Raw genomic sequence first — 26,588 nt, forward strand, 5'->3', positions numbered from 1 at the left:
ATGGCGAGGGGCGGATGCCGCAGCGCGCGCCGCGGCATCCGCCCCGCTGCTCCGCTCAGCCGGCGGTCGCGCCGACCGCGACCCCCTCCCGCACCGCGCGCGTGGCCTCGACGATGTTCGTGAGCGACGCCACCGTCTCGTCGTACCCGCGGGTCTTGAGCCCGCAGTCGGGGTTGACCCACAGGCGACCGGCCGGCACGCCGTCGACGGCGCGTTCGAGCAGCGAGCGGACCTCCTCGACGCTCGGCACCCGCGGCGAGTGGATGTCGTAGACGCCCGGTCCGACGCCGTGGTCGAAGCCGCTCGCGGCGAGGTCGTCGACGACCTCCATGCGGCTGCGCGCCGCCTCGATCGAGGTCACGTCGGCGTCGAGCTCGCGGATCGCGTCGATGACCACGCCGAACTCGGAGTAGCAGAGGTGGGTGTGCACCTGCGTCGCGGGCGCGGCGCCTCCCGTGGCCAGCCGGAACGAGCCGACCGACCAGTCGAGGTAGGCGGGCTGGTCGGCGCGCTTCAGCGGGAGCAGCTCCCGCAGGGCCGGCTCGTCGACCTGGATCACGCGGATGCCGGCGGCCTCGAGGTCGGCGATCTCATCGCGCAGCGCGAGGGCCACCTGACGCGCGGTGTCGCCGAGCGGCTGGTCGTCGCGGACGAACGACCACGCGAGGATCGTCACGGGACCGGTGAGCATGCCCTTCACGGGCTTGCCCGACAGCGACTGCGCGTACGCCGACCACTCGACCGTCATGGGCGCGGGACGCGACACGTCGCCCCAGAGGATCGACGGGCGCGTGCAGCGCGAGCCGTACGACTGCACCCAGCCGTGCTGCGTGACCGCGAAGCCGTCGAGCAGTTCGGCGAAGTACTGCACCATGTCGTTGCGCTCCGGCTCGCCGTGCACGAGCACGTCGAGGCCGAGGCCCTCCTGCAGGCGGATGACACGCGCGATCTCCTCGCGCATGAGCTCGCGGTAGGCGGCATCCGTCAGCTCGCCCTTCACCAGCCGGGCGCGGGCGCGACGGATGTCGGCCGTCTGCGGGAACGACCCGATCGTCGTCGTCGGCAGCGCGGGCAGGTCGAGGTCCTCCTGCGCGGCGACGCGGGCCTCGTAGGCGGCGCGGGCGAAGGCGCCGGCGTCGAGGGCGGCGAGGCGGTCGCGGACCGCCGGCACGCGCACGCCCGGGGTGGCGGCGCGGTCGGCGAGGGCGACGGATGCCGCGTCGAGCTCGGCCGCGATCGACTCGCGGCCCTCGGCGAGACCGCGCGCGAGCACCGCGACCTGGGCGACCTTCTGGTCGGCGAACGCGAGCCAGCTCACGAGGCGGGCGTCCAGCGCGGACTCGTCCTCCACGTCGTGCGGGACGTGCAGCAGCGACGTCGACGTGGACACCGCGACGGAGCCGGAACGCGACCGGAGCGCCTCCGCGCGCTCGAACGCGCGCTCGAGGTCGCCGCGCCAGATGTTGTGGCCGTCGACGACGCCCGCGACCAGGGTCTTCCCGGCGAGCGCCTCCTCCGTCACCGCGTCGAGCCGGTCCGGCAGGTCGCCGCGGACCAAGTCGAACGCGATCGCCTCGACCGGGGTCGACGCGAGCGCGGGCAGGGCGTCGTCGAGCGACCCGTACGGAGCGGCGACGAGGATCGCCGGGCGGTCGTCGCGCGCGCCGAGCGCGTCGTAGGCGATCCCGACCGCCTCGAGGACTCGTTCGCGCGGTTCGTCGAGGCTCTCGCTCACGAGGGCGGGCTCGTCGAGCTGCACCCACTCGGCACCCGCGCGGGCGAGCTCGTCGAGGAGCTGCTGGTACACGGGCACCAGGTCGGCCAGGCGATCGATGGGGCGGAAGCTCTCGGGCGCGTCATCCGCCGCCTTGGCCAGGAGGAGGAACGTGACCGGGCCGACGAGCACCGGCCGGGTCGCGAACCCGGCCGCCCGGGCCTCGCGGACCTGCGCCACGAGCGCCTCCACGTGGGGTGCGAACGCCGTGTCGGGACCGATCTCGGGCACGAGGTAGTGATAGTTCGAGTCGAACCACTTCGTCATCTCGAGCGGCGCGTCGGCGCCCTCGCCGCGCGCGACGGTGAAGTAGCCGGCGAGGTCGAGGCGCCCGTCGGCGTCGAGCAGCCGCTGGAAGCGCGCGGGGATCGCGCCGACCGCGACCGCGGCGTCGAGCACCTGGTCGTAGTACGAGAAGCTCTCGGGGATCGCCGAGTCGGTGCGGCCGAGGCCGAGCGCGGCGAGTCGCTCGCGCGTGGCGGCGCGGAGCCCGGCGGCGGTGCGCTCGAGCTCGTCGGCGTCGATGCGGCCGGCCCAGAACGCCTCGACGGCGTGCTTGAGCTCGCGGCGCCGCCCGATGCGGGGGTAGCCGAGGATCGTTCCGGCGGGGAAGGCGGGTGCGGTCATCGTTCTCTCGTGTTCCTCTCGGTGCCCGCATGGGCGGGGGTTCGGATGCCGAGCCGGTCCAGGACGGCGAGCACGGCCTCGTGGCGGTTGAAGGTGTACAGGTGCAGACCGGGTGCGCCGCCGTCGAGCACCTCGCGGGCGAGGTCGGCGGCGAAGTCGACCCCGAGGTCGAACAGGGCATCGGCGTCGGGCTCGATCTCGAGCGGGATCGCGAGCTCGCTCGGCGCGGGCACGCCCGTGAGCTCCTGCAGGCGGGCCAGCCGTCCCGGCGTGGTGACGGGCATGATCCCCGGCAGGATCGGGATGGTCACGCCGCCGGCGCGGGCGCGCTCGACGAAGCCGAGGTAGTCGTCGGCGTGCCAGAACAGCTGGGTGATCGCGAGGTTGGCGCCCGCGACCTCCTTGGCGAGGAGCACGTCGACGTCCTGCCCGATCCCGCGCGATCGCGGGTGCCCGGTCGGGAACGCCGCGACGGCGACCCGCTCCGGACGCGGGCGGTCGAGGATGCGGGTCGCTCCGGGGATCCCGGGGATCCCGACCTGGCCGAACGGCTCGCGCTCCTCCTGCACCCGGTGGATGAGCTGCACGAGCTCAGCCGCGCTCCGCAGGTCGCCGAGACCCGTGTCCGGTCCGGCGCCCGCGGGCGGGTCGCCGCGGAGCGCGAGGAAGCTCGTCACCCCGGCATCGAGGAACTCGCGCACGAGCCGGTTCGCCTCGGCGTGGCTCGAGCCGACGCACGTGAGGTGCGCCATCGGCTCGACGTCGGTGTGCTCGAGCATGTACCGCAGCACCGTGAGCGACCGGTCGCGGGACGACCCGCCGGCACCGAACGTCACCGAGATGAACGCCGGGTCGACCTCGGCGAGCCGGTCGATCGTGCGGCCGAGCGCGAGCGCGGCGGCGTCGGTCCGCGGCGGGAACAGCTCGAACGAGATCGCCGGCCGAGGCCGACGGTCGCCGTCGTCGGGTCCGGTTCCGGTCATGGTGCTCCAGGTGACGGATGCCGCACCGGTCGGTCGAAGCACGGCACGCCGCGCCCGACCGGCCGTCACGGCGGGTGGGTCTCGCGGGCGGGTGCCGGGCTCGGCGGTCGCTCCAGGCGGGCGGCATCCGGCCGCTCGCCACGATCTGGTGCGACGATACGCCCGGCGCGCGGCATCCGCCCGGGTTGTTACGACGCGTGACCGGTCGGCCCCGCATCGCCGCCGACACGACGACGGCCCGGTCGACGCGATGGTCTGACCGGGCCGTCGGGTGAGCGGATGCTACGCGAGCGCGCCCATCCGGAACTCCGCGAGCTGCGCGGCCTGCTCGGGCGAGGCGAGCGCGCGGATGCGCGTGCCGTCCTCGACGTACTCGGTCGAGAGGACGCGACCGGTCTCGTGGAGCGTGGACACGATGTCGCCCCGGTCGTAGGGCACGAGCAGGTCGACCTCGACGGCCGGGTCGGGCAGCATGCGGCTGATCGCCTCGAGCACCTCGGCGACGCCCTCGCCCGTTCGCGCGGAGGCGAACACGGCGTTCGGCTCGAGCCCCTGCAGCACGAGGCGGTCCTCGGGCGTGATGAGGTCGGCCTTGTTGAAGACCACGAGCTCGGGGATGTCGCGCGCACCGACCTCGCCGATGACGTCGCGGACGGTCGCGATCTGGCTCGCGGGGTCGGGGTGGGCGGCGTCGACGACGTGCACCACGAGGTCGGCGTCCGCGACCTCCTCGAGGGTCGACCGGAACGCCTCGACGAGCTGGTGCGGCAGGTTGCGGACGAAGCCGACCGTGTCGGCGATCGTGTAGACGCGGCCGTCGGCCGTCGTGTTGCGCCGCACGGTGGCGTCGAGCGTCGCGAACAGGGCGTTCTCGACGAGCACGCCCGCGCCGGTGATGCGGTTCAGCAGGCTGGACTTGCCCGCGTTGGTGTACCCGGCGATCGCGACCGACGGCACCGCGTTGCGGTTGCGGTTGGCCCGCTTGGCGTCGCGCGCCGGCTTCATGCCCGCGATCTGCTTGCGCAGGCGCGCCATGCGCGAGTGGATGCGGCGGCGGTCGAGCTCGATCTTCGTCTCACCGGGACCACGGGAGCCCATGCCCGCACCGGCGCCGCCGACCTGGCCGCCGGCCTGCCGCGACATCGACTCACCCCAGCCGCGGAGGCGCGGGAGCAGGTACTCGAGCTGCGCGAGCTCGACCTGGGCCTTGCCCTCGCGGCTCTTGGCGTGCTGGCTGAAGATGTCGAGGATCACGGCCGTGCGGTCGATCACCTTCACCTTGACCGCGTCCTCGAGCGCACGCCGCTGGCTGGGCGCGAGCTCGGTGTCGGCGACGACCGTGTCGGCGCCCAGCGCGGCCACGATGTGCCGGAGCTCCTCGGTCTTGCCGCGCCCGAGGTAGGTGGAGGGGTCGGGGTGCGGGCGGCGCTGCAGCACGCCGTCGAGCACGCGGGCTCCCGCGGTCTCGGCGAGCGCCGAGAGTTCGCGCAGCGAGTTCTCGGCGTCCTCGAGGGAGCCCTGGGCGTACACGCCGATGAGCACCACGTTCTCGAGCCGCAGCTGCCGGTACTCGACCTCGGTGACGTCCTCGAGCTCGGTCGAGAGGCCGCCCACGCGGCGGAGCGCCGCGCGCTCCTCGCGGTCGTACTGCTCGCCGTCGTAGCCGTCGCCGTCGCCCGGCCGGTCGAGGCCGTCGCGCTGGATGGCGGTGGCGTCGCCGCCGCCGAAGCGTGCGATGCCGGCGCGCGTCTCGGCGCTGCGCAGCACGCGCTCGACGGCATCGTCGGAGGTCTCGTGTGCAGCGTCGCTCATCTGGTCCAGCCTACTTCCGTTCGTGCGATAGGTTCCCGTGTATGCCGCAGGAGCAGTACTTCTCGTCGAAGCCCGCCGACGACGGCTCGCTCCGCACCATCCCCGTCCGCCTCGCCGGTCGCGACGTCGAGGTGCTCACGGCGGGCGGCGTGTTCAGTCCGGGCCACGTCGACGCCGGCACGCAGGTGCTGCTCGACGAGGTGCCCGAGCCTCCGGCATCCGGCCACCTGCTCGACCTCGGGTCGGGATGGGGGCCGGTGGCGATCACCCTCGGGTTCGAGTCGCCGGATGCCACGGTGTGGGCCGTCGACGTCAACGAGCGGGCGCTCGACCTCGTGCGTCGGAACGCCCGACGTCTCGGCCTCGTCAATGTCAACGCCGCGATGCCCGACGATGTTCCCGACGACGTCCGCTTCGCGGCGATCTGGTCGAACCCGCCGATCCGGATCGGCAAGGCCGAGCTGCACGCGCTGCTCCGGCGGTGGCTGCCGCGCCTCGACGTCGGCGCGACCGCGTGGCTGGTCGTGCAGAAGCATCTCGGCTCGGACTCGCTGCAGCGCTGGCTGGCCGAGGAGTTCGGCGACGGGTGGACCGTGGCGCGGGCCGCCTCGTCGAAGGGCTTCCGGATCCTGACGGTCACGCGCGACGCCTGACCGTCGCGTCGGGCGGGCGGGCGGCGAGCCGCCGCGGCATCCGCCCGGTTCAGGCGAGGCTCAGCACGCCGTCGAAGACGAGTTCGGCCGGACCGGCCAGCAGGACGTGCTCGCCGTCGGCCTCGGCCGCCATGCGCACGCCGACCACGCCGCCGGCCACCTGCACGACCCACTCGTCGGGGGCACCGCTCCCGGCCCAGTGCCGCACGGCGAGCGCCGACGCGACCGCGCCGGTGCCGCACGAGAGCGTCTCGCCCGATCCGCGCTCGTGGACGCGCATCCGGATGCGGCCGCGACCGCCCTCGACGAGGGGCTCGGCGGGGACGACGAACTCGACGTTCGCGCCGGCCTGCGGCTGCGGCTCGAGGATCGGCAGGTACGCCAGGTCGAGGCCGTCGAGTTCGCTGTCGTCGGCGAGGGCCACCACGACGTGCGGGTTGCCCACGTCGATGCCGAGGCCCGGGCGGGCCACCGGCAGGTTCTTGGCGCGGACGAGCGGCTCGCCGCCGTCGAGGCGCCACGTGCCGAGATCGGCCTCGAATCCGCCGTTGCCGAGCGCCCGAACCCGGCGCACGCCGGCGCGGGTGCCGATGGCGATCCACTCGTCGGGGCCGAGCTCGACGAGGCCCTGGTCGACGAGGTAGCGGGTGAAGACGCGGATGCCGTTGCCGCACATCTCCGACGGGCTGCCGTCGGCGTTCCAGTAGTCCATGAACCACGTCGCCGCCGGGTCCTCGGCGAGGGCGGCCGCGCCGTCGGGCAGGCGGTCCGATCGCACGGCGCGGATGATGCCGTCGGCGCCGACGCCGAAGTGGCGGTCGCAGACGGCGGCGATGCGGGTCGGCGTGAGCTCCGTCTCGCCCTCGGGGTCGCTGAACAGCACGAAGTCGTTGCCCGTGCCGTGGCCCTTGGTGAAGCGGAGATCGAACGCCATCGCACCAGTCTAGGGACGCACGGGCATCGCTCCGGACGACCGCGCCAGGCGTGCGGTGCGCCACCGCCCCGCCGGATGCGGCTCAGTCGCCGGTCGCCTGCCGCGCCACCTCGGCCGCGACCGCCGCCCGGTCGTCGGCGTCGACGACGGATGCCGCGGCATAGCGCCGGAACCAGCCCACCTGCCGGCGGGCGTACGTGCGCGTGAGCGCCTGCGTCTCCGCGATCGCCTCGGCCTGCGGCATCCGCCCGTGGATCTCGGCCAGGGCCTGCGCATAGCCGATGGCCTTGCGCGCGGTGACCCCGCGTTCGAGCCCGAGCGGGATCAGCGACCGCACCTCGTCGACGAGGCCCGCGGCCCACATGTCGAGCACGCGCGCGTCGAGGCGCTCCACGAGCCGTGCCCGCTCCGCGCGCAGGTGCACGATCCGGTGCGGCCGCCACGGCACGGGCTCGTCGGGGAGGCGCGCGGCCTTGGGTTCGCCCGTCAGCTCGATGACCTCGAGGGCGCGCACGATGCGGCGGCCGTTCTGGGGGTCGACGGATGCCGCGGTCTCGGCATCGAGCTCGCGGAGCCGACGGTGCAGCAGTCCCGGCCCGACCTCGTCGAGCTCGCGCTCCAGCCGCGCACGGATCGCGGCATCCGTGCCGGGGAACCGCAGGTCGTGGATCACGCTCGAGACGTAGAGCCCCGAGCCGCCCGTGAGGAGGGCCACGCCGCCGCGCGCGATGATGTCGTCGACGGCGGCGCGGGCCGCGGGCTGGTAGGCGGCGACGGAGGCCTCGTCGGTGACGTCGAGCACGTCGAGGAGGTGGTGCGGGACGCCCTCGCGCTCGTCGACGCCGAGCTTGGCGGTGCCGATGTCCATGCCGCGGTAGAGCTGCATGGCGTCGGCGTTGACGACCTCGGCGAACCCGCCTCGATCGGCCAGGGCATGGGCCACGTCGAGCGCGAAGCGCGACTTGCCGGTGCCGGTGGCGCCGACGATCGCGATGAGGGTCACGTCAGCGCTGGCCGTCGGTCGGGTCGTAGATCGGCATGGTGCCGACGCCGGGGGCGGTCAGCGGCTCGGGGCCGACGCGCAGCGTCGGCAGTCCGAGCGAGACCCGGCCCGGGGCGGATGCCGCTCCGCCACTCGCGGCGGGGACGCCGCAGCTCTCGGCCTGCGCGCGATCCCACGCGTCGCCCGCGCGCGTGCGCCGGATCCGCAGCGGGGCGCCGTCGACCGAGTCGGCGAGCAGGTGGAACGGCGCGGCCTGCGTGATCGTGACGGACACGACGTCGCCGGGGCGCGGCTGTTCGGAACCGGCGGGGACCTCGAAGTGCACCAGCCGGCTGTCTTCGGCACGACCGCTCAGGCGGTGCGTCTCGGCGTCCTTCTTGCCCTCGCCGGTCGAGACGAGGACCTCCACCGCGGTGCCGACGAGCGTGCGGTTCTCCTGCCACGAGATCTGCTCCTGCAGGGCGATGAGGCGGTCGTAGCGCTCCTGGACGACCTCCTTGGGGACCTGGTCCTCCATCGTCGCCGCGGGGGTTCCCGGACGGATGGAGTACTGGAAGGTGAAGGCCGAGGCGAACCGGGCCGCCTCGACGACCCGGAGCGTCTCCTGGAAGTCCTCCTCGGTCTCGCCGGGGAAGCCGACGATGATGTCGGTCGAGATCGCGGCGTTCGGGATCCGGGCCCGGACGCGGTCGAGGATCCCGAGGAACTTCTCCGACCGGTACGAGCGCCGCATGGCCTTGAGGATGCGGTCGGAGCCCGACTGCAGCGGCATGTGCAGCTGCGGCATGACGTTCGGCGTCTCGGCCATCGCATCGATGACGTCGTCGGTGAAGGCGGCCGGGTGCGGGCTCGTGAAGCGGATGCGCTCGAGGCCCTCGATGCCACCGGCGGCGCGGAGGAGCTTGCCGAAGGCCCGGCGGTCGCCGAACTCGACGCCGTAGGAGTTCACGTTCTGCCCGAGCAGCGTGACCTCGATCGCGCCGTCGTCGACGAGCGCCTGGATCTCGGCCAGGATCTCGCCGGGGCGGCGGTCCTTCTCCTTGCCGCGGAGGGCGGGGACGATGCAGAAGGTGCACGTGTTGTTGCAGCCGACGGAGATCGACACCCAACCGGAGTACGTCGAGTCGCGCTTGGTGGGCAGCGTCGACGGGAACACCTCGAGCGCGTCGAGGATCTCGAGCTGCGCCTCGTCGTTGTGGCGTGCTCGCTCGAGGAGGCTCGGCAGGGAACCCATGTTGTGCGTGCCGAACACCACGTCGACCCACGGGGCCTTCTCGAGGATGACGTTCTTGTCCTTCTGCGCGAGGCATCCGCCGACCGCGATCTGCATGCCCGCGTGCCGGCGCTTCACGCCGGCCAGGTGCCCGAGGTTGCCGTAGAGCTTGTTGTCGGCGTTCTCGCGCACCGCGCAGGTGTTGATCACCACGACATCCGGCTCGACGCCCTCGGCGCGGACGTATCCGGCGGCCTCGAGCGAACCGCTCAACCGCTCGGAGTCGTGCACGTTCATCTGGCACCCGTAGGTGCGGACCTCGTAGGTGCGCGGCGCGGCGGGCGCGACCACGCCGTGGGCAGCGCGCGTCGCCTCGTGGATGGTGCTCATGATCGCACCAGTCTACGAGCCGTCACCCCGCATCGTCGCCGTCGAGGGCCGCGCGCACGGCCTCGCGGACGACCTCGCTTCCGTAGCCGCGTCGCAGGAGGAAGGCGGTGAGCCGCCGGTGCGCGACCGCGGGATCCAGTCCGGCGAGCTGGCGGGCGCGCCGCTCGGCGATGAGGGTGGCGTGCTCGAGCTCGACGTCGGGATCGAGCGCCTCGAGCGCCGAGCGTGCGAGCTCGCCGTCGATGCCCCGCCGACCGAGCTCGTGGAGGAGCGCACCGCTCCCCCGGCCCCGGCGCACGCCGTGGCTGTGCACGAGCTGTTCGGCGAGGCGTCGGTCGTCGAGGTACCCGAGCCGCACGTAGCGTTCGATCCACTCCTCGATCTCGTGATCGTCGAGACCGTGCTCGGCGAGGGTGGCGCGGACCTCGGCGATCGACAGTGAGGCGCGGCGCAGGCGCGACACGATGAGTCGATCGATGCGCTCATCGCGCTCGACCCCGGTCTCGGGTGGCGCGGCGTCGCCCACGACGGCCAGACCCCGGGCCTTGCGGCGCCCGCCGCGATCGACCGAACGCGATTCGTCGTTCGACGCTCGACCCGAGCGACCGCGCCCGGCCGGATGCCGCGGGCTCACGCGGGCCGCCGCCGGCTCGACTCGCTCCGCGTCAGCGGCGCGATCGGGCGGGGCCGCACCGCCGTCGGATTCACCCGACGACGGCACGGCCCACGGCAGGTACGTGACCGGTGCCAGCCCCTCGTTCCGTTGCTCGCCCATGCGACCGGGACTCGGACTCAGGCGCCCTTGCGCTTGGACGCGATCGACTCGACGTTGGCCACCGGCGCCACGGGCGCTGCGCCGCCCGCGGCCTGCCCGATGCCGAGCTTGGCGAGGATCTTGCGCTCGATGTCGGCCGCGATGTCCGGGTTCTGGAGGAGGAAGTTGCGCGCGTTCTCCTTGCCCTGGCCGAGCTGGTCGCCGTCGTACGTGTACCAGGCGCCCGACTTCTTGACGATGGCCTGGTCGACGCCGTAGTCGATCAGGCTGCCCTCACGGGAGATGCCGACGCCGTAGAGGATGTCGAACTCGGCCTGCTTGAACGGCGGAGCCATCTTGTTCTTCACGACCTTCACGCGGGTCCGGTTGCCGACCGCCTCGGTGCCGTCCTTCAGGGTCTCGATACGACGGATGTCGAGTCGCACGGACGCGTAGAACTTCAGCGCCTTTCCACCCGCGGTCGTCTCGGGGCTGCCGAAGAACACGCCGATCTTCTCGCGGAGCTGGTTGATGAAGATCGCCGTGGTCTTGGTCTGGTTCAGGCCACCGGTCAGCTTGCGGAGCGCCTGCGACATGAGCCGAGCCTGGAGGCCGACGTGCGAGTCGCCCATCTCGCCCTCGATCTCGGCCCGGGGCACGAGCGCGGCGACGGAGTCGATCACGACGAGGTCGATGGAGCCCGAGCGGATCAGCATGTCGGCGATCTCGAGCGCCTGCTCACCCGTGTCGGGCTGCGAGACGAGGAGCGAGTCGATGTCGACGCCGAGCTTCTTGGCGTACTCGGGGTCGAGTGCGTGCTCCGCGTCGATGAACGCGGCTATGCCGCCCGCGCGCTGCACGTTGGCGATCGCGTGGAGGGTCAGCGTGGTCTTACCGGAGGACTCGGGACCGTAGATCTCGATGATGCGACCGCGCGGCAGGCCGCCGACGCCGAGCGCCACGTCGAGCGCGATCGAGCCGGTGGGGATGACCTCGACCGGCGCGCGCTCCTCGCTCCCGAGGCGCATCACCGAGCCCTTGCCGAACTGTCGATCGATCTGGGCGAGTGCGGTCTCGAGGGCCTTCTCGCGGTCTGCAGGGGATGGCATCGGGTGCTCCTTCATGGGTCGTTTGCGGCTGCCTCTAGGCTGTCGGTCCGCGTGCCGGGCCGTGACCCGGCACGTCTCGCGACAAGGCGTTGGCGGTGTGTTCCGACGCTTCGACCGTATGGCCGGCCACCGACATCCGGCGCCCGACCGGGCGCCCGATGTGGGTGGATGCGACATCCCTCCCGTTGTGCAGGAGCCTAGGCGGCATCCGAACGGATGTTCGACACCGCGCACGGCGTGTCGAACGCGTCTTCGGCATGCTCAGCGGCGGTCCCCGGGGACGGGACGGCCGGCGCCGTACCACCGGGACTCCGGCACATCCGTGGCGCGGCACAGCGCGAGCCACACGTCGCGCGGCGCCGCGCCGGCGTCCAGCGCCTCGGCCGCGGTGCGTCCGCCGACCTCGGGCAGCACCAGGTCGTTCACGACGACGCTCCCGTACCCCGCGCCGAACTCCTGCTCCACGGCCAGGTTGAACTCGCTCCGCCTCACTGGACCCCTCCGGACATGACTGCGGCCGGTCCGAGGACCGGCCGCAGTGATCGGGCTTGGATGGACGTGCGAGTCAGCGGACCATCATGTCCGCGTCGAACTCGGCGACGAGGTCGTCGGGCAGACTGTCGGGCACCGACGGGGTGCTCAGACCCTCGAGGACCGCGATGCGGTCGCCGACCTCGTGCATGATCACCGAGATGGGCGTGTCGAGCGCCTCGGCCACCGACGCGAGGATCTCGCTCGAGGCCTCCTTCTGTCCGCGCTCGACCTCGCTGAGGTACCCGAGCGCGACGCTCGCCTTGCTGGCGACCTGACGGAGGGTGCGGCCCTTCTGCAGGCGGAAGTCCCTCAGCACGTCGCCGATCTCCTGTCGAACCAGAACCATCGGAACCTCCCTCTCAAATGCCTGCGGCCCTCGCGGGCCGGTGCGGGGAGGTCAGTCTAGCGCCTCTTCCCGATGTACCGAGCCTAGCGTCGCACACTGGACTTTTCTTGTGAACCTGACTGCTGTAACAGGCTGTTCACGTCCGCTATTCCGCGGCTCGGGCACCGATCTCGTCGAGCTCCGAGAGCGCCTCGGCGAGGGCGCGGGCCACCGTCGAACGGCGCACGTCCGCACGGTCGCCGGCGAGGGTCAGGCGCACCGAGCGGATGCCGCGGGGCGACGCGATCCCGACGAACACCGTGCCCGGCGCATGGCCGTCCTGCGGGTCTGGGCCGGCGACGCCGGTCGTGCCGATCCCCAGGTCGGCGGGCCGACCGTCCACCGCGCAGAGCGTGCGCACGTGGTCGGCGAGCTGCTCGGCCACCTCGGGGTCCACGGGTCCGCGCTCCTCGAGCAGGTGGGCGTCCACGTCCACGAGGGCGCGCTTGAGTTCCGTGGCGTAGGCGACGATGCCGCCGAGGAACGCGTTCGATGCCCCCGGTACGTCGACGAGCGTCGCCGCGAGCAGGCCGCCCGTGAGCGACTCGGCACACGCGACGGTGCGGCCGGATGCCACGAGCCGGGTGATGAGCGCCGTGGCATCCGTCGCCGGCGCCTCGGGCCCCACCTCGGCCGGCCCGGTCACCGCGCCTCGGCCCGGTGCTCGCGGGCGAGCCGGAACGCGTCGCGCACGTAGAGGAGGCCCGACCACACGGTGAGCACCAGCGCGAGGATCATGAAGGTCCAGTTGACCCAGACGATCCAGTCGCCCACGAGCGTCCAGAGCGGAGTCAGGAACAGCGAGATCGCGATGGCCTGGGTGAGCGTCTTCAGCTTGCCGCCCGAGGAGGCGGGGACGACCGTTCCGCGACGCAGCTCGACGAGGCGCCACACGGTGATGCCGACCTCGCGCACGATGATCACGAGCGTGATCCACCACGGCAGCTCGCCGAGGACGGACAGGCACACGAGCGCTCCGCTCGTGAGGAGCTTGTCGGCGATGGGGTCGAGGATCTTGCCGAGGTCGGTCACGAGGCCGTTGCGGCGGGCGAGCCAGCCGTCGACCCAGTCGGTCGAGATGGCCACGACGAAGATCGCTGCCGCCCACCAGCGCATCGGCCCGTCGGCCCCCGCGTCGGCCAGCAGCAGCCAGAAGAACACCGGCGCCATCACGATCCGGACCACCGTGATCGCGTTCGGCAGGTTCCAGTTCGCCGAGCGTGCGGGTGCGGCCGGTGAGGTCATGGCCACAGCCTAGTGCGGCGGTCGCCCTCCGCCTCGGGCCCTCCGGCCCGTGACTCAGTCACGGCCGGTGAGCCCCCACGCGTCCTCGTCGGATCCGCCCTCGACCTCTTCGAGACCGTCGGTCGCGCGTCCCACGGGGTCGTCGTAGCGGTCGTCCTCCGCCGGCGGCGCGGCCGACGGCGCGACGGGTGCGGACGCTCCGGACACTGAGCCCGGTGCCGCGACCGGCGGCGCCGGCGGGGCCGGCGGAGCCGCCGGGGCGGCGGGCTCCTCGCCGCGGAGCTTCGCCAGCACCCCGGGCAGCTGTTCGGGGGTGACGAGCACGTCTCGCGCCTTGGAGCCCTCGGACGGCCCGACGATCTCGCGCGACTCCAGCAGGTCCATGAGCCGGCCGGCCTTGGCGAAGCCGACACGCAGCTTGCGCTGGAGCATCGAGGTCGAGCCGAACTGGGTCGAGACCACGAGCTCGGCTGCGGCGAGCAGGAGTTCGAGGTCGTCGCCGATGTCGGAGTCGATCTCCTTCTTCTCGACCGCGGCGGCGACGTCGTTGCGGTACTCCGGCCGCGCCTGGCGGGTGACGTGCTTGACCACCCGGTCGATCTCGGTCTCGGTCACCCAGGCGCCCTGCACGCGGATCGACTTCGACGCGCCCATCGGCAGGAACAGCGCGTCGCCCTGGCCGATGAGCTTGTCGGCCCCGGGCTGGTCGAGGATGACGCGCGAGTCGGTGACGCTCGTCACCGCGAACGCGAGGCGGGAGGGCACGTTGGCCTTGATGAGGCCCGTGACCACGTCGACCGAGGGCCGCTGCGTGGCGAGGACCAGGTGGATGCCCGACGCGCGCGCGAGCTGGGTGATGCGCACGATCGAATCCTCGACGTCGCGTGGGGCGACCATCATGAGATCGGCGAGCTCGTCGACCACGACGAGCAGGTACGGGTACGGCTTGAGCTTGCGCTCCGACCCGGCGGGGAGCACGATCTCGTCGTTCACCACGGCCTTGTTGAAGTCGTCGATGTGGCGGAACCCGAACGACGCGAGGTCGTCGTACCGCATGTCCATCTCCTTCACGACCCACTGGAGCGCCTCGGCGGCCTTCTTGGGGTTCGTGATGATCGGGGTGATCAGGTGCGGGACGCCCGCGTACGGCGCGAGCTCGACGCGCTTGGGGTCGATGAGCACCATCCGCACCTCGGAGGGCTTGGCCCGCATCAGCAGGCTGGTGATCATCGAGTTCACGAAGCTGGACTTGCCGGAGCCGGTCGAACCGGCGACGAGCAGGTGCGGCATCTTCGCGAGGTTCGCGACGACGTAGCCGCCGCCCACGTCCTTGCCGACGCCGATCGTCATGGGGTGCTTCGCGTTCACGGCGGCGCCCGATCGGAGCACGTCGCCGAGCGTGACCGTCTCGCGGTCGGCGTTCGGGATCTCGACGCCGATCGCCGACTTCCCGGGGATCGGCGAGAGGATCCGTACCTCGTTGGACGCGACCGCGTACGCGAGGTTCTTGGACAGCGCGGTCACGCGCTCCACCTTGACGCCCGGCCCCAGCTCGATCTCGTACTGCGTCACGGTCGGGCCCCGCGAGAACCCGGTGACCTTCGCGTCGACGCCGAACTGCTCGAGCACGCCCGTGATCTGCCGGACGACCTCGTCGTTCACCGCCGAACGGGTCTTGGCGGGTGCGCCGGCGGCGAGCGTCGAGGCGGCCGGCAGGTGGTACGGGCGGTCGGGTTCGATGGCCGGCGGTGCGTCGACGGATGCCGCGGCATCCGCTTCGCCCGCCCCGTCGCCGCCGACGGACACGACCCCGGCCGCCACCGCCGGTTCGAGCCCGACGATCGCCTGCGTCGCCCCCGCGTCGTCGCCGCGGAGGCCCGTGCCGCCGTGCGGCACCTCGCCCGTGAACCGCTGGAGCGCGGACTCGGCGCGCTCGAGGTCGTCGAGCACGCCCGCCCCGTAGGCGTCGGAGGTGGCCCGCTCGCCCTCGAGGGGCGAGTCGAAGCTGCCGGCGGCCGATCCCTCGCCGAAGACGTCGGTGAGCCCGTCCACGCCGCCGCCGTCGAACTCCGGATCCTCTTCTCGGTTGGAGGAGTTGCGGCGCCACCACGGCAGCAGCCCGCCGCCGGGCTGCTCGTCATCGTCGCCGTCGAGTCCGTCGAGCTCGACCTGCTCGGCGCGGTCCTTCTTCGACCGTCGCTTGGGCTTCTCGGCGACCTCGGCCGTCGCGGGCTCGGCCTCGCCGTGCTCGGCCGCGCCGAACAGCCACTCGTACAGCTGCCGGAACCGCTGCGGGATGCGGTTCGGCGGGGTCTTGGTGAGGATCAGCAGCGACAGCAGGCCGAGTGCCGCGAGCACGATGCCCGCCCCGACGTCGGTGATGAGGAAGATGAGCGGCTGGGCGAGCATCCAGCCGAGGATGCCGCCCGCGGTCGCGAGCTCTGGCATGCCCGCGCTCGGCGACGGTCGACCGCCCAGCAGGTGGCAGAGCCCCGACACGGTGATGAGGAGCATGCCGAGCCCGATGCCGATGCGCGTGTTGTCGTGCACCGAACTCGGGTGGCGGAACAGCCACACGGCGAACATGAGCATGATCACGGGCAGCGCGAACGCCACGCGACCGAACAGCCCGCCGAAGGTGTAGGCGTCGAGCGTGCGAGCGACCGGGTCGTTGATGAGGAACCACTCGACGATCGCACCCGTGATCGCGAGGAGCACCAGGAAGAACGGGAGGCCGTCGCGCCGCTCCTCGCGGGCGAGGGTCTCGGGGCCGAGCGCCCTCGCCGCGGCGCCCGTGAGGTGGGCGAGACCCATCCAGGCCCGCACCAGCAGCCCGGGCTGCTCGGCGGCGGGCGTCGCGGTCCGCGTCGTGCGCGTCGACGATCGCTGCGCCGGCAGCTTCTTGGTGGGCGCGGTGCGCGTCGACGAGCCGCGGCCGGACGCGCCCGAGGCGCGCCCGTTCGACTTGGTGCTCGTAGCCATGCGTTCCACGTTACGGCCCGCCGCCGACGCGGCCCGGCAGGCCGGTCGAGTGTCGCCCGGAGCGGCGCGCACCCGCGCGACAGACGGCGACCGGTGCTCAGCGCAGTCGGCGCACCATCGTCACCCGTCCGGCGTCGGCGGCCACGACGGCGAACCCCTCCGAGCGGTAGAGGTCGCGCGCGAAATTGTCGTGATCGACGCTGAGCGCCAGCCGGGCGTACCCGTCGGTGCGGGCGTCGTCGGCGAGGGCGCGAAGCAGCGCCCGGCCCACGCCCTGCGCGCGCCACATCGGGCGCACGCCGATGACGAGCTCCGGCACGCCGGTCGCGACGAAGCCCATCGAGGGCCGGTCCGCGCCGAACAGGCGGTACCAGGCCGCCCCGACCGGGCGATCGTCGGCGTCGACCGCGACGACCCCGCGGTCGGCCGGACGCTGCCAGCCCGAGACGTACGCGGCATGCCGCGCATCGGCCAGCACGACGGGACGTGGCCGGCTCGCGCCAGCGCGCCAGTTCGCCGCCTCGACGACCATGTCGGCGAGGAACCCGCCGTCGGCCGGCGCGGCGGGCCGGATCGTGAACTCCGCCATGCGCGGAGGGTACGCGCGAGGTGTTACGGCGATGTTTCGAGTGAGCGGATGCCGCGGCATCCGCTCGTCGCCGACGAACCGGCTACGCCTCGATGACGAGCGGCACGAGCATGGGCCGACGGCGCAGGCGCCGGTTCACCCAGCTGCCGAGCGTGCGGCGGACCGTCTGCTGCAGGGCGCGCGGATCGCGCACGCCGTGGTGCGCGGCATCCGCCAGCGCGGCCACGATCTTCGGCTTGACGTCCTCGAACACCGCGTCGTCCTCGGCGAAGCCGCGCGCGTGGATCTCGGGGCCGACGATGACCTTGCCGGTGTTGGCGTCGACCACGATGATGACCGAGATGAAGCCCTCCTCGGAGAGGATGCGGCGGTCCTTCAGGTCTGCGTCCGTGATCTCGCCGACCGTCGAGCCGTCGACGTAGACGAAGCCCAGGTCGAGCTGGCCCGCCACGGTGACGCGACCGTCGCGCAGGTCGAACACCGTGCCGTTCTCGCCCAGGAACGTGCGCTCGGCGGGAATGCCGGTGTCCTGCGCGAGGCGGGCGTTCGCCACGAGGTGCCGGTACTCGCCGTGGATCGGCACGACGTTGCGCGGCTGCAGGATGTTGTAGCAGTAGAGCAGCTCGCCCGCGGCGGCGTGGCCGGAGACGTGCACCTTCGCGTTGCCCTTGTGCACGACGTTCGCGCCGAGCTTCGTGAGCCCGTCGATGACTCGGTAGACGGCGTTCTCGTTGCCCGGAATGAGGCTCGAGGCGAGGATGACCGTGTCGCCCTCCCCCACCTCGATCTGGTGGTCGCGGTTCGCCATGCGCGAGAGCACGGCCATGGGCTCGCCCTGCGACCCCGTCGACATGTAGACGATGCGGTCGTCGGGGATGTCGCCCGCCTTCTTGTAGTCGACGAGGACGCCCGGCGGCACGTCGAGGTAGCCGAGCTCGGCGGCGATCGTCATGTTGCGCACCATCGAGCGGCCGAGGAGGGCCACGCGCCGACCGTTCTGGTGCGCCGCGTGAAGCACCTGCTGCACGCGGTGCACGTGGCTCGAGAAGCTCGCGACGATGACGCGACGCGGCGAGCGCGCGATGACCTCGTCGAGCACGGGCCCGATCGCGCGCTCGAGCGGCGTGAAGCCCGGCACGTCGGCGTTGGTCGAGTCGACCATGAACAGGTCGACGCCCTCCTCGCCGAGGCGTGCGAACTCGCGCAGGTCGGTGAGCCGGCCGTCGAGAGGCAGCTGGTCCATCTTGAAGTCGCCCGTGGCGAGCACCAGTCCGGCATCCGTTCGGATGGCGACGGCGAGCGCGTCGGGGATCGAGTGGTTCACGGCAATGAACTCGAGGTCGAACGGCCCGAGCTTCTCGCGCTGCCCCTCCTTCACCGTGAGGCTGTACGGCTGGATGCGGTGCTCCTTGAGCTTCGCCTCCACCAGCGCGAGCGTGAGCTGCGAGCCCACGAGCGGGATGTCGGCGCGGAGCTTCAGCAGGTACGGCACGGCCCCGATGTGGTCCTCGTGGCCGTGCGTGAGCACGACGGCGACGACGTCGTCGAGGCGGTCGCGCAGGAACCCGAAGTCGGGCAGGATCAGGTCGACGCCCGGCTGGTGCTCCTCGGGGAAGAGCACGCCGCAGTCGACGATCAGCAGCTTGCCGTCGATCTCGAAGAGCGTCATGTTGCGGCCGACCTCGCCGAGGCCGCCGATCGGGATGACGCGGAGCGTCCCGGGGTCGAGCGGTGCGGGGTCGATGACTTCGTCGGGCATGTGCCCTCCTCACGTTCACGGTGTTCAGTTCGGTGCGACCCTCGGGGCCGCGGATGTCTCGGGGCGGACGGCGCGCTCGGACGCGTCGCGCCGGCGCCGTCGTCAGCGCGTGGTGCCCGCCACCTTCGGCAGTGCGCCGCCGGCGGCGGCGTTGCGGTCGGGACGGAAGTTGTGGAAGTCGACGCCGGGGATGCCCTGCACGAGGTCGATCTCGTCCTCGATGAGCGCGGCCTCCCACTCCTCGGGACCGACGAGCGGCAGGCGCACGCGCGGGCTGCCGATGCGGCCGAGGCCGTGCAGGATGTACTTCGCCGCGACCGTGCCGGGCACGTGCGTCATGACGGCGCGCACGAGCGGCTCGAGCCGCTGGTGCTCGGCGGTCGCGGTCTTCAGGTCGCCGCGGTTCACGGCGTCGACGATGGTGCGGTACGGCGCGGGCGCGATGTTCGCGGTCACGCCGATCAGTCCCGTGGCGCCGATCGCGAGATGCGGCAGCACGTTCGCGTCATCGCCCGAGAAGTACATGAGGTCGGTCTGGTTCAGCACCCGGCTCACCTCGCTGAAGTCGCCCTTGGCGTCCTTCACGGCGAGGATGTTCGGGTGCTTGGCCAGGCGCAGGATGGTCTCGTACTTGATGGGCACGCCCGTGCGGCCCGGGATGTCGTACAGGATGACCGGCAGGTCGGTCGCGTCGGCGACGAGCCGGAAGTGGGTCAGGATGCCGGCCTGGGTCGGCTTGTTGTAGTACGGCGTGACGATCATGATGCCGTCGGCGCCGACCGCCTCGCTCTTCTTGTAGAGCTCGATGGCGTGCGCGGTCTCATTGGAGCCGCCGCCCGTGATGATCTTCGCGCGGCCGCCGGCCACGTCCTTCCCGACCTCGACGAGGCGGATCTTCTCGGGGTCGGTGAGCGTGGACGTCTCGCCCGTGGTGCCGGTGACCACGATGCCGTCGGCGCCGGCGACGATCACGTCGTCGATGTGCTTCTCGACGGCGGGCCAATCGACCTCGCCGTCCGCCGTCATGGGCGTGACGAGCGCGACGAGCACCTGGCCGAACGGGTTCTCTGCAGTCACGCCCTACAGGCTATCGGGTGCGGCCCCGCCGGGCCGAGTCGGCGCCGTGCCCACCGCGTGCGGCGGCGGCGTCGTGCACACCGAAGGAGATGTCGCGCGGCGCGCCGTCGCCGCTCGGCGCGCCGCTCGAGATCTCCTCCACCTTGCGCCGCCGACGGGCTGGCCGGGGGCGAAGGTGCAGGCGGTGATCGAGCTTGGCGAGGATCGCGGCCTCCACGAGGTCCCATTCGTGCACCAGCATCGCGTAGTCGAACCGGAGGGTGTCGAATCCGTGGGATGCCGCCACCGCATCACGCACCAGGTCCTTGTGCCGCAGGCTCGCCCCGTCGTGGTTCCGCTTCCCGTCGAGCTCGAGGATGAGCCGGTCGCCGAGCACGAAGTCGACGATGCCCACGCCCGGCACGTGCACCTGCGACGCGAGCTCGATGCCGTGGCGCCGCAGGCGGAGGCGGAGGAGGGACTCGAGGCCGCTGTCCGCGTCCCACCGGGCGAAGTCGACCAGCCATCGGCGGTCGACCGGCATGCGGGCCCGCAGCGTCGCGAGGGACCGCGCGGTGAGGAGCCGCTTCCGCATCGCCGACTCGAGCGCGACGAAGAACTCCTCGGCCCCGAGGCATCCGAGGGCTTGGGTCAACGCGTCGACGAGCGACACCCGACCTGCCCGATGCGGCACGTCGTGCCAGTGAGCGACGCACGCGCAGGACGTGTGCGTGTGAGCGCGGCCGTTCGGGCGCATGGCCACGTGCACCCGCGGGTGCTCGGCTAGCAACCACAACCCGTCGAGCTGCAGGCGCGAGACGCACCCGAGCGCGCCGCCGTGCGCCACGGCCGTCGCGATCGCCGCCGGGACGCCGGGGAGCGCGACCCACCCGGTTCTCAGCCTGACCAGCCGACCGTCGCGCAAGGCGCGGTCGAGGTCTCGTCGGGTGGCGCCTGCGCGTCGCAGGACGTCGGACGTGCGCGCCACGCCGCCGAGATCGTCGCAGGCACGCTGAGTCGGACATGACGGTGGCACGTGCCGAGTGTGGCGCGCCAGCGCACCGGGCCACCGGCCGAGGGCGGAGCCGGCGCCGTCCGAGCGTCGGACGGCGGGATGTGGAGGACGGGTCGGCGGTGCGCAGCGAAGGAGATCCGGGGCGGCGCGCCGTCGCGCCGGCGGCGTGTCGACCGGGTTCTCCTTCAGCGCGCGCGGTGACGTGCGGCGGCGGGTCAGTGCTCGTAGGTGAGGAAGCGGTAGCGGATGCCGCTCGTCGAGGTGCGCCATCCGTCGGCCGGGTCGGCGGCGACGACGCGCCACTCGGGCCCGCGCCCCGGCGCGACGGTGTCGCCGTCGACGTCGAGGTCGAGTTCGGTGACCACGAGGCGGTCGGCGACGCCCATCGTGGCGGCGAACAGCTCGGCTCCGCCGATGACCCAGATCCACTCGTCGGCATCGGATGCCGCGAGCGCGAGCGCCTCGTCGACGGATGCCGCGCGCACGGCGCCCTCGGCATGCCAGTCGGCCTGCCGGGTGACCACGATGTTGGCCCGTCCCGGCAGGGGCCGGAAGCGCGGCGGCAGCGAGTCCCAGGTGCGCCGGCCCATCAGCACGGGTGCGCCGACGGTGGTGCGCTTGAAGTGCGCCAGGTCCTCGGGCACGTGCCACGGCATGCCGCCGCCCGCGCCGATCACTCCCCCGTGCGCCTCGGCCCAGACCAGTCCGATCCGGGGCGGCTCGCCCGCGGCACCCGAGTGCGTGGCGCTCATACGGCGACGGCCGCGCGGATGGCGGGGTGGTGCTCGTAGCCGAGCACCTCGAAGTCCTCGAACCGGTAGTCGTCGATCGACTCGGGCCGGCGTGCGAGGCGCAGCGTCGGGTACGGGTACGGATCGCGGGAGAGCTGCTCGCGAACCTGATCGACGTGGTTGTCGTAGATGTGGCAGTCGCCGCCCGTCCAGACGAAGTCGCCGACCTCGAGCCCGGCCTGCTGCGCGACCATGTGCGTGAGCAGCGCGTACGAGGCGATGTTGAACGGCACCCCGAGGAACAGGTCGGCGCTGCGCTGGTACAGCTGGCACGACAGGCGCCCGTCGGCGACGTGGAACTGGAACAGCGCATGGCACGGCGCGAGCGCCATGTCGGGGATGTCGGCGGGGTTCCACGCCGACACGATGAGGCGACGCGAGTCGGGGTTCGTGCGGATCTGCTCGATCACCTGAGCGATCTGGTCGACGTGCTCGCCCGACGGCGTCGGCCACGAGCGCCACTGCACGCCGTAGACGGGGCCGAGCTCGCCCGCGGCATCCGCCCATTCGTCCCAGATCGTGACGCCGTGCTCCTGCAGCCACCGCACGTTCGAGTCGCCGCGCAGGAACCAGAGCAGCTCGTAGGCGATCGACTTGAAGTGCACGCGCTTGGTGGTGATGAGCGGGAAGCCCTGCGCGAGGTCGAACCGGATCTGCCGGCCGAACACGCTGCGGGTGCCCGTGCCGGTCCGGTCGGATTTCGGCGTGCCGTGCTCGAGCACGTCGCGGAGCAGGTCTTCGTACGGAGTCGGGATCGCGCTGGCCACGGCGTCAAGGCTACGCCCGGTCGGGCGAGCGGATGCCGCGACGCGGCGACTCCCGCGACGGTCCGCCTCGCGCGGCCCCGTCACCCGGTGTCACACGCAGGATCCTCCGAGCCGCGCGCGCGTACGATCCTGCGCATGGATCTCGTGCCCGCCCTCGTCGCCGGGATCGGCCTGCCCGCCCTCGCGACGCTCATCGGGCTGGTCGTCCGGTCGCGCGACGGCCGCCTCCGGGCGGGCTCCCGCACGCCGGGCACCTCGGGCGCGGCGGAGGCGCTCGGCCTCGCGCCCGACGCGCTCGGAACCGATGCGACGCTCGTGCAGTTCTCGACGTCGTACTGCAGCCGGTGCCCCGGCACCGCGCGGGCGCTCGGCGACCTCGCCGACGCGCACGACGCCGACGTGCGCCACGTCGAGATCGACCTCACCGACGACGCCCCGCTCGCGGACCGCTTCGACGTCCGGCAGACCCCGACCGTCCTCGTGCTCGACGCTGCCGGGCGGATCGCCGGACGGATCGCGGGCGTGCCGCGGACCGGCGAGCTCCGCACCCTCATCGACGACCTCACCCGGAGGAACCGTGTCCCCCAGCGCGCCTGACTCGCCGACCGACGGCCCGGCGGCTTCGCCGCGCGGCATCGACCCTCGCGGTCCCCGGTTCGCCGCGGCGCTCACGGCGGTGCTGCTGCTCGTGACCGCGGTGCTCGGCTTCGGCGGTGCGGATGCCGTGGCGCTCGCGCTCCTCGCCGCGATCGCGCTGCTGTTCGCGTGGGGTGCGATCGCCGGGGTGGCGCGGCATCCGTTCGGACTGCTGTTCCGCGCCGCGGTTCGGCCGCGCCTCGACCCGCCGGACGAGCTCGAGGACCCGCGTCCTCCGACCTTCGCGCAGCTCATCGGCCTCATCGTCACCGGGACCGGCGTCGTGCTCGGCCTCGTCGGCCTGCCGCTCGCCGTGCCGGTGGCCGCCGCCGTCGCGTTCCTCGCCGCGTTCCTCAATGCCGCGTTCGCCTACTGCCTCGGATGCCAGGTGTACCTGCTGCTGGTCCGGGCCCGCGTCATCCGTCACGCGTGACGCGCGGACCGCGGCCACTGCCGCGCGCGGCATCCGCTCGATAGGCTGGAGCACCGGCTCGAGGAGGAGGACCAATTGGCACTGACGAGCGAATCGACCACGGTCTGGACGGGCACGCTCTTCGAGGGATCGGGCACGACGCGCCTGGACTCCTCGAAGCTCGCCGAGTTCGACGTCAACTGGAAGGCCCGCTCCGAGGGCGAGGCCGGCACCACCAATCCCGAGGAACTGCTCGCCGCCGCGCACTCGGCCTGCTTCTCAATGGCGTTCTCGCTGGCGCTGGCCGAGGCCGGGCACGCTCCCGAGAGCATCCAGACCACCGCGGCCGTCACCTTCCAGCCGGGTGAGGGCGTCACGGGCAGCCACCTGCTCGTGAGCGCCCGGGTGCCCGGCATCTCCGAGGCCGAGTTCGAGCGCATCGCCGACGAGGCCAAGGCCAACTGCCCGATCTCCAAGGCCCTCGCCGGCACCGCGATCACGATCGAAGCGGAGCTCGCGTAGCGGTGCGCGTCCTCGTCGCCGGCGCGTCCGGCTTCATCGGCTCCGCCGTCACGGCCCGCCTCGCCGATGCGGGCCACGAGGTCGTGCGCCTCGTCCGGCGACGGGCCACGAGCGACGACGAGGTCACGTGGTCTCCCGGATCGGGCATCATCGACTTCACCGTGATGGAGCGCGTCGACGCGGTGCTCAACCTGTCGGGCGCCTCGCTCGCCCGGCTGCCGTGGACGCGGCGCTGGCGCGACGAGATCCTCGAGTCGCGCGTGACCGCGACGCGGACCCTCGCCGACGCGATGCGCAAGGCGAAGCGCCCGCCCGCCGTCTTCCTCAGCGGCTCGGCCGTCGGCGTGTACGGCGACCGCCCCGGCGAGCTGCTCACCGAGCACTCGAGCCCGGGCGAGGGATTCCTCGCCGACGTCGTGGGCCGGTGGGAGGCGGCGGCGAAGCTCGCACCCGACGAGACGCGCACCGTGCTCCTGCGCACGGGCATCGTCGTGGGACGCGGCGGGGCGATGCAGCGCGTGCGCACGCTCACGACCTTCGGCGTCTCGGGCAGGCTGGGCACCGGCGGCCAGTACTGGCCGTGGATCGCGATCGACGACGAGGTGGGGGCGATCGTCCACCTGCTCGACTCGCAGCTGTCCGGCGCGGTGAACCTCGTCGGTCCGACGCCCGCGACCGCCGACCGGATCATGTCGGCGCTCGCCGAGCGGATGCACCGGCCCTACGGCCTGCCCGTGCCGGAGAAGCTGCTCGAACTGGGCCTCGGCAACGCGGCCGACGACCTGCTGCTGTCCAGCCAGAAGGTCCGCCCGCAGCGCCTCATCGACGACGGCTACCGGTTCCGCCACGTGACGGTCGAGTCGGCCATCGACGCGATGCTCAACCTCGACCGCGCTCCAGCTCGATAGCCCGCCGCACGGCCCGGCGCGCTCGGCGCCGATCCCCCGCCGCGTCGTAGGCCAGGCCGAGCCGGAGCCAGGCACGCCACGAGTCGGGTTCCGCCTCGACCGCGCTGCGGAAGGCGGGGAACGCATCATCCGCCGCCGCCCGCTCGGGGCGCCCGCTGGGCCGGAGCGGCATGCCCAGGTCGAGCGCACCCTCCGCCTCGAGCTGCCGCACGAGCCGCTGCGAGTGCGCGCCGAACTGGAGTTCGCGCCAGATGGCCCACGCCGCCAGCACCGGCAGCACGATGAGGGCGACGCCCATGACGACGGCGACGGGCTCGCCGGTCTGCACGAACTGCACGGCGCGCCATCCGACGAGCACGAGGTAGACGCCGAGCAGCACCGCCATGACGACGGCGCCGAGCTTCGCTCCGCTCATCGCGCGCCGGGCAGTTCGAGGCCGAGCAGGGCGTCGAGCCCGACCGTCACGCCCTCCGACGTCGCGGCGCGACGGAGCGCGAGCAGGATGCCGGTCTCGTAGGCGGACGAGGAGATGGTGGAGTGCGCGATCGTGAGCGTCTCGCCGTCGCCGCCGAGGATCACGCGCTGCTCGGCGAGCAGGCCCGACATGCGCAGGCTGTGCACCGGCACCCCGGAGACGAGCTGCCCGCGCGCACGCTGGTCGGCGTGCGGTGCGGCGACCGGGCCGGCGTCGCCGCGTGCGGCCGCGACGAGCTCGGCCGTGCGGACGGCCGTGCCAGAGGGTGAATCGACCTTGCCGGCGTGGTGGGCCTCGACGATCTCGATCGAGTCGAAGTGCTGCGCGGCGAACGCGGCGAACGCGGACCCGAGCACGCTGCCGACCGAGAAGTTCGGCACGAAGATCACGCCGGGCGCCTCGTCGAGGTCGCGGAGCCGGCGCTCGACCTCGGCGATGCGCTCGTTCGACCATCCCGAGGTGCCGACCACGACCGCGGCACCCGCCTCGATGGCCGCCTCGACGATGCCCTGGCTCGCGGCCGGGTGGGTGACGTCGAGCACCACGTCGGCGCCGTCGAGCTCGTCGAGGTTCGATGCGGAGTCGAGCCCGGCGTGCAATTCGAGGTCGTCGGCCTCCTCGATGAGCCGGACGGCGAGCCGCCCCATCTTCCCGGTCGCTCCGGCCACCGCCACCCTGATCGTCACGTCGATCACCCTAGCAATCGCGCCGCCGCGGTCCGCCCGTCGCAGCGGACGTCCGAGTGCGGGTCCCCGCGGTCGTAGGCTGAGCGGATGCTGCGCTTCCGCGACGCCGACGTGACCGACCCCGACGCGCACCGCCTGCTCGACGCGTACTTCGCCGAGCGCGCCGAGGGCTTCCCGCCCGAGCAGGGCGCGTACCGCCCGACGTGGCCGGAACCGGCCCAGTTCACTCCGCCGGCCGGCGTCTTCCTCATCGTCGAGGACGAGTCCGGCGAGGCGGTGGGCTGCGGCGGCGTGCGGCGGATCGCGGACGCCGACGACGGCACGGTGCGCTTCGAGGTCAAGCACCTCTGGTTGGCGCCCGCGGGTCGGGGCCGCGGCGAGGGCCGCCGCCTGCTCCTCGAGCTCGAGCGGCGCGCGGTCGGCTTCGGCGCCGCTGAGCTCGTCCTCGACACGAACGCGAGCCTCGAGGCCGCGGGCGGGCTCTACCGATCGAGCGGCTACGTCGACATCCCGCCCTACAACGCCAACCCGAACGCGACGAACTGGTACGGCAAGCGCGTTCGCGCCTGACCGG

At 72.8% G+C, this 26,588-nt stretch carries 27 protein-coding genes; 6 read left to right on the plus strand and 21 right to left on the minus strand.

Annotated features, from left to right (window positions below; all coding sequences use genetic code 11):
• Positions 1-55: 55 nt before the first annotated feature.
• From metE to hflX, 3 genes are all read right to left on the minus strand, one after another.
• The gene (metE, locus tag RH861_RS13395) at positions 56-2,401 is read right to left on the minus strand and encodes a 5-methyltetrahydropteroyltriglutamate--homocysteine S-methyltransferase (protein WP_310521406.1); all 2,346 of its coding nucleotides are present in this window, start codon (positions 2,399-2,401) and stop codon (positions 56-58) included.
• A complete protein-coding gene (locus tag RH861_RS13400) occupies positions 2,398-3,426 on the minus strand; it encodes a methylenetetrahydrofolate reductase (protein ID WP_310521407.1) in 1,029 nt (342 codons plus the stop codon). Before RH861_RS13400 ends, metE begins: the two co-directional genes overlap by 4 nt.
• 240 nt (positions 3,427-3,666) lie before the next feature.
• Positions 3,667-5,196 carry a GTPase HflX gene (gene hflX / locus RH861_RS13405; protein WP_310521408.1) on the minus strand — a complete coding sequence of 510 codons (1,530 nt, stop codon included), beginning with the start codon at positions 5,194-5,196 and terminating at the stop codon, positions 3,667-3,669.
• Positions 5,197-5,237: 41 nt separating this feature from the next.
• Here hflX and RH861_RS13410 point away from each other — a divergent pair, with 41 nt between their 5' ends.
• Complete coding sequence (locus tag RH861_RS13410) at positions 5,238-5,849, plus strand: class I SAM-dependent methyltransferase (protein WP_310521409.1); 612 nt, start codon at positions 5,238-5,240, stop codon at positions 5,847-5,849.
• A 49-nt stretch (positions 5,850-5,898) separates the two neighbouring features.
• Here RH861_RS13410 and dapF read toward each other — a convergent pair whose 3' ends face one another.
• The 16 genes from dapF to RH861_RS13490 form a co-directional block, all read right to left on the minus strand.
• Positions 5,899-6,783: a diaminopimelate epimerase gene (gene dapF / locus RH861_RS13415; protein WP_310521410.1), complete on the minus strand. Its 885-nt coding sequence runs from the start codon at positions 6,781-6,783 to the stop codon at positions 5,899-5,901.
• An 82-nt stretch (positions 6,784-6,865) separates the two neighbouring features.
• Positions 6,866-7,786 carry a tRNA (adenosine(37)-N6)-dimethylallyltransferase MiaA gene (miaA, locus tag RH861_RS13420; RefSeq protein ID WP_310521411.1) on the minus strand — a complete coding sequence of 307 codons (921 nt, stop codon included), beginning with the start codon at positions 7,784-7,786 and terminating at the stop codon, positions 6,866-6,868.
• Position 7,787: 1 nt separating this feature from the next.
• Positions 7,788-9,389 (minus strand): tRNA (N6-isopentenyl adenosine(37)-C2)-methylthiotransferase MiaB, encoded by a 1,602-nt coding sequence (miaB, locus tag RH861_RS13425; RefSeq protein ID WP_310521412.1) that lies wholly within the window; start codon positions 9,387-9,389, stop codon positions 7,788-7,790.
• Between the two features lie 22 nt (positions 9,390-9,411).
• On the minus strand, positions 9,412-10,164 hold the full coding sequence (locus RH861_RS13430; RefSeq protein WP_310521413.1) for a regulatory protein RecX: 753 nt from the start codon (positions 10,162-10,164) through the stop codon (positions 9,412-9,414).
• 17 nt (positions 10,165-10,181) lie between these two features.
• On the minus strand, positions 10,182-11,252 hold the full coding sequence (recA, locus tag RH861_RS13435; RefSeq protein ID WP_067949300.1) for a recombinase RecA: 1,071 nt from the start codon (positions 11,250-11,252) through the stop codon (positions 10,182-10,184).
• 261 nt (positions 11,253-11,513) lie between these two features.
• Positions 11,514-11,744, minus strand: coding sequence for a DUF3046 domain-containing protein (locus RH861_RS13440; RefSeq protein ID WP_067949246.1), 231 nt, complete (start codon positions 11,742-11,744; stop codon positions 11,514-11,516).
• Between the two features lie 73 nt (positions 11,745-11,817).
• Entirely contained in the window at positions 11,818-12,132 is a 315-nt protein-coding gene (locus tag RH861_RS13445; RefSeq protein WP_067949248.1) for a helix-turn-helix domain-containing protein, read from the minus strand.
• Between the two features lie 145 nt (positions 12,133-12,277).
• Entirely contained in the window at positions 12,278-12,817 is a 540-nt protein-coding gene (locus RH861_RS13450; RefSeq protein WP_310521414.1) for a CinA family protein, read from the minus strand.
• Positions 12,814-13,416 (minus strand): CDP-diacylglycerol--glycerol-3-phosphate 3-phosphatidyltransferase, encoded by a 603-nt coding sequence (gene pgsA / locus RH861_RS13455; protein WP_310521415.1) that lies wholly within the window; start codon positions 13,414-13,416, stop codon positions 12,814-12,816. The genes RH861_RS13450 and pgsA overlap by 4 nt, the downstream gene beginning before the upstream one ends.
• A 54-nt stretch (positions 13,417-13,470) precedes the next feature.
• Positions 13,471-16,398 (minus strand): FtsK/SpoIIIE family DNA translocase, encoded by a 2,928-nt coding sequence (locus RH861_RS13460; protein ID WP_310521416.1) that lies wholly within the window; start codon positions 16,396-16,398, stop codon positions 13,471-13,473.
• 97 nt (positions 16,399-16,495) lie between these two features.
• Positions 16,496-16,987, minus strand: coding sequence for a GNAT family N-acetyltransferase (locus RH861_RS13465; protein ID WP_067949256.1), 492 nt, complete (start codon positions 16,985-16,987; stop codon positions 16,496-16,498).
• 82 nt (positions 16,988-17,069) lie between these two features.
• Positions 17,070-18,746 (minus strand): ribonuclease J, encoded by a 1,677-nt coding sequence (locus RH861_RS13470; RefSeq protein WP_310521417.1) that lies wholly within the window; start codon positions 18,744-18,746, stop codon positions 17,070-17,072.
• Between the two features lie 102 nt (positions 18,747-18,848).
• Positions 18,849-19,823 (minus strand): 4-hydroxy-tetrahydrodipicolinate synthase, encoded by a 975-nt coding sequence (dapA, locus tag RH861_RS13475; RefSeq protein ID WP_082847209.1) that lies wholly within the window; start codon positions 19,821-19,823, stop codon positions 18,849-18,851.
• A 10-nt stretch (positions 19,824-19,833) separates the two neighbouring features.
• Complete coding sequence (locus tag RH861_RS13480) at positions 19,834-20,790, minus strand: DUF559 domain-containing protein (RefSeq protein WP_310521418.1); 957 nt, start codon at positions 20,788-20,790, stop codon at positions 19,834-19,836.
• Between the two features lie 242 nt (positions 20,791-21,032).
• Positions 21,033-21,569 (minus strand): dihydrofolate reductase, encoded by a 537-nt coding sequence (locus tag RH861_RS13485; protein ID WP_310521419.1) that lies wholly within the window; start codon positions 21,567-21,569, stop codon positions 21,033-21,035.
• On the minus strand, positions 21,566-22,375 hold the full coding sequence (locus RH861_RS13490) for a thymidylate synthase (protein WP_248599581.1): 810 nt from the start codon (positions 22,373-22,375) through the stop codon (positions 21,566-21,568). The genes RH861_RS13485 and RH861_RS13490 overlap by 4 nt, the downstream gene beginning before the upstream one ends.
• 135 nt (positions 22,376-22,510) lie before the next feature.
• On the opposite strand from RH861_RS13490, the gene RH861_RS13495 reads away from it, so the two are divergent.
• From RH861_RS13495 to RH861_RS13510, 4 genes are all read left to right on the plus strand, one after another.
• Positions 22,511-22,972, plus strand: coding sequence for a TlpA family protein disulfide reductase (locus RH861_RS13495; RefSeq protein WP_310521420.1), 462 nt, complete (start codon positions 22,511-22,513; stop codon positions 22,970-22,972).
• Positions 22,953-23,444: a DUF4395 domain-containing protein gene (locus RH861_RS13500; RefSeq protein ID WP_310521421.1), complete on the plus strand. Its 492-nt coding sequence runs from the start codon at positions 22,953-22,955 to the stop codon at positions 23,442-23,444. The genes RH861_RS13495 and RH861_RS13500 overlap by 20 nt, the downstream gene beginning before the upstream one ends.
• A gap of 75 nt (positions 23,445-23,519) precedes the next feature.
• Positions 23,520-23,945 carry an OsmC family peroxiredoxin gene (locus tag RH861_RS13505; RefSeq protein ID WP_310521422.1) on the plus strand — a complete coding sequence of 142 codons (426 nt, stop codon included), beginning with the start codon at positions 23,520-23,522 and terminating at the stop codon, positions 23,943-23,945.
• A gap of 2 nt (positions 23,946-23,947) precedes the next feature.
• Positions 23,948-24,853: a TIGR01777 family oxidoreductase gene (locus RH861_RS13510; protein WP_310521423.1), complete on the plus strand. Its 906-nt coding sequence runs from the start codon at positions 23,948-23,950 to the stop codon at positions 24,851-24,853.
• On the opposite strand, the gene RH861_RS13515 is transcribed toward RH861_RS13510, so the two are convergent.
• The gene (locus RH861_RS13515) at positions 24,825-25,268 is read right to left on the minus strand and encodes a tetratricopeptide repeat protein (RefSeq protein WP_310521424.1); all 444 of its coding nucleotides are present in this window, start codon (positions 25,266-25,268) and stop codon (positions 24,825-24,827) included. The two genes, RH861_RS13510 and RH861_RS13515, sit on opposite strands and share 29 nt — an antisense overlap.
• Positions 25,265-26,014: a 4-hydroxy-tetrahydrodipicolinate reductase gene (gene dapB, locus RH861_RS13520; RefSeq protein ID WP_310521425.1), complete on the minus strand. Its 750-nt coding sequence runs from the start codon at positions 26,012-26,014 to the stop codon at positions 25,265-25,267. Before dapB ends, RH861_RS13515 begins: the two co-directional genes overlap by 4 nt.
• A gap of 87 nt (positions 26,015-26,101) precedes the next feature.
• Here dapB and RH861_RS13525 point away from each other — a divergent pair, with 87 nt between their 5' ends.
• Positions 26,102-26,584: a GNAT family N-acetyltransferase gene (locus RH861_RS13525; protein WP_310521426.1), complete on the plus strand. Its 483-nt coding sequence runs from the start codon at positions 26,102-26,104 to the stop codon at positions 26,582-26,584.
• Positions 26,585-26,588 lie beyond the last annotated feature (4 nt).

This window comes from Agromyces indicus (assembly GCF_031432295.1).
Classification (GTDB): Bacteria; Actinomycetota; Actinomycetes; order Actinomycetales; family Microbacteriaceae; genus Agromyces; species Agromyces indicus.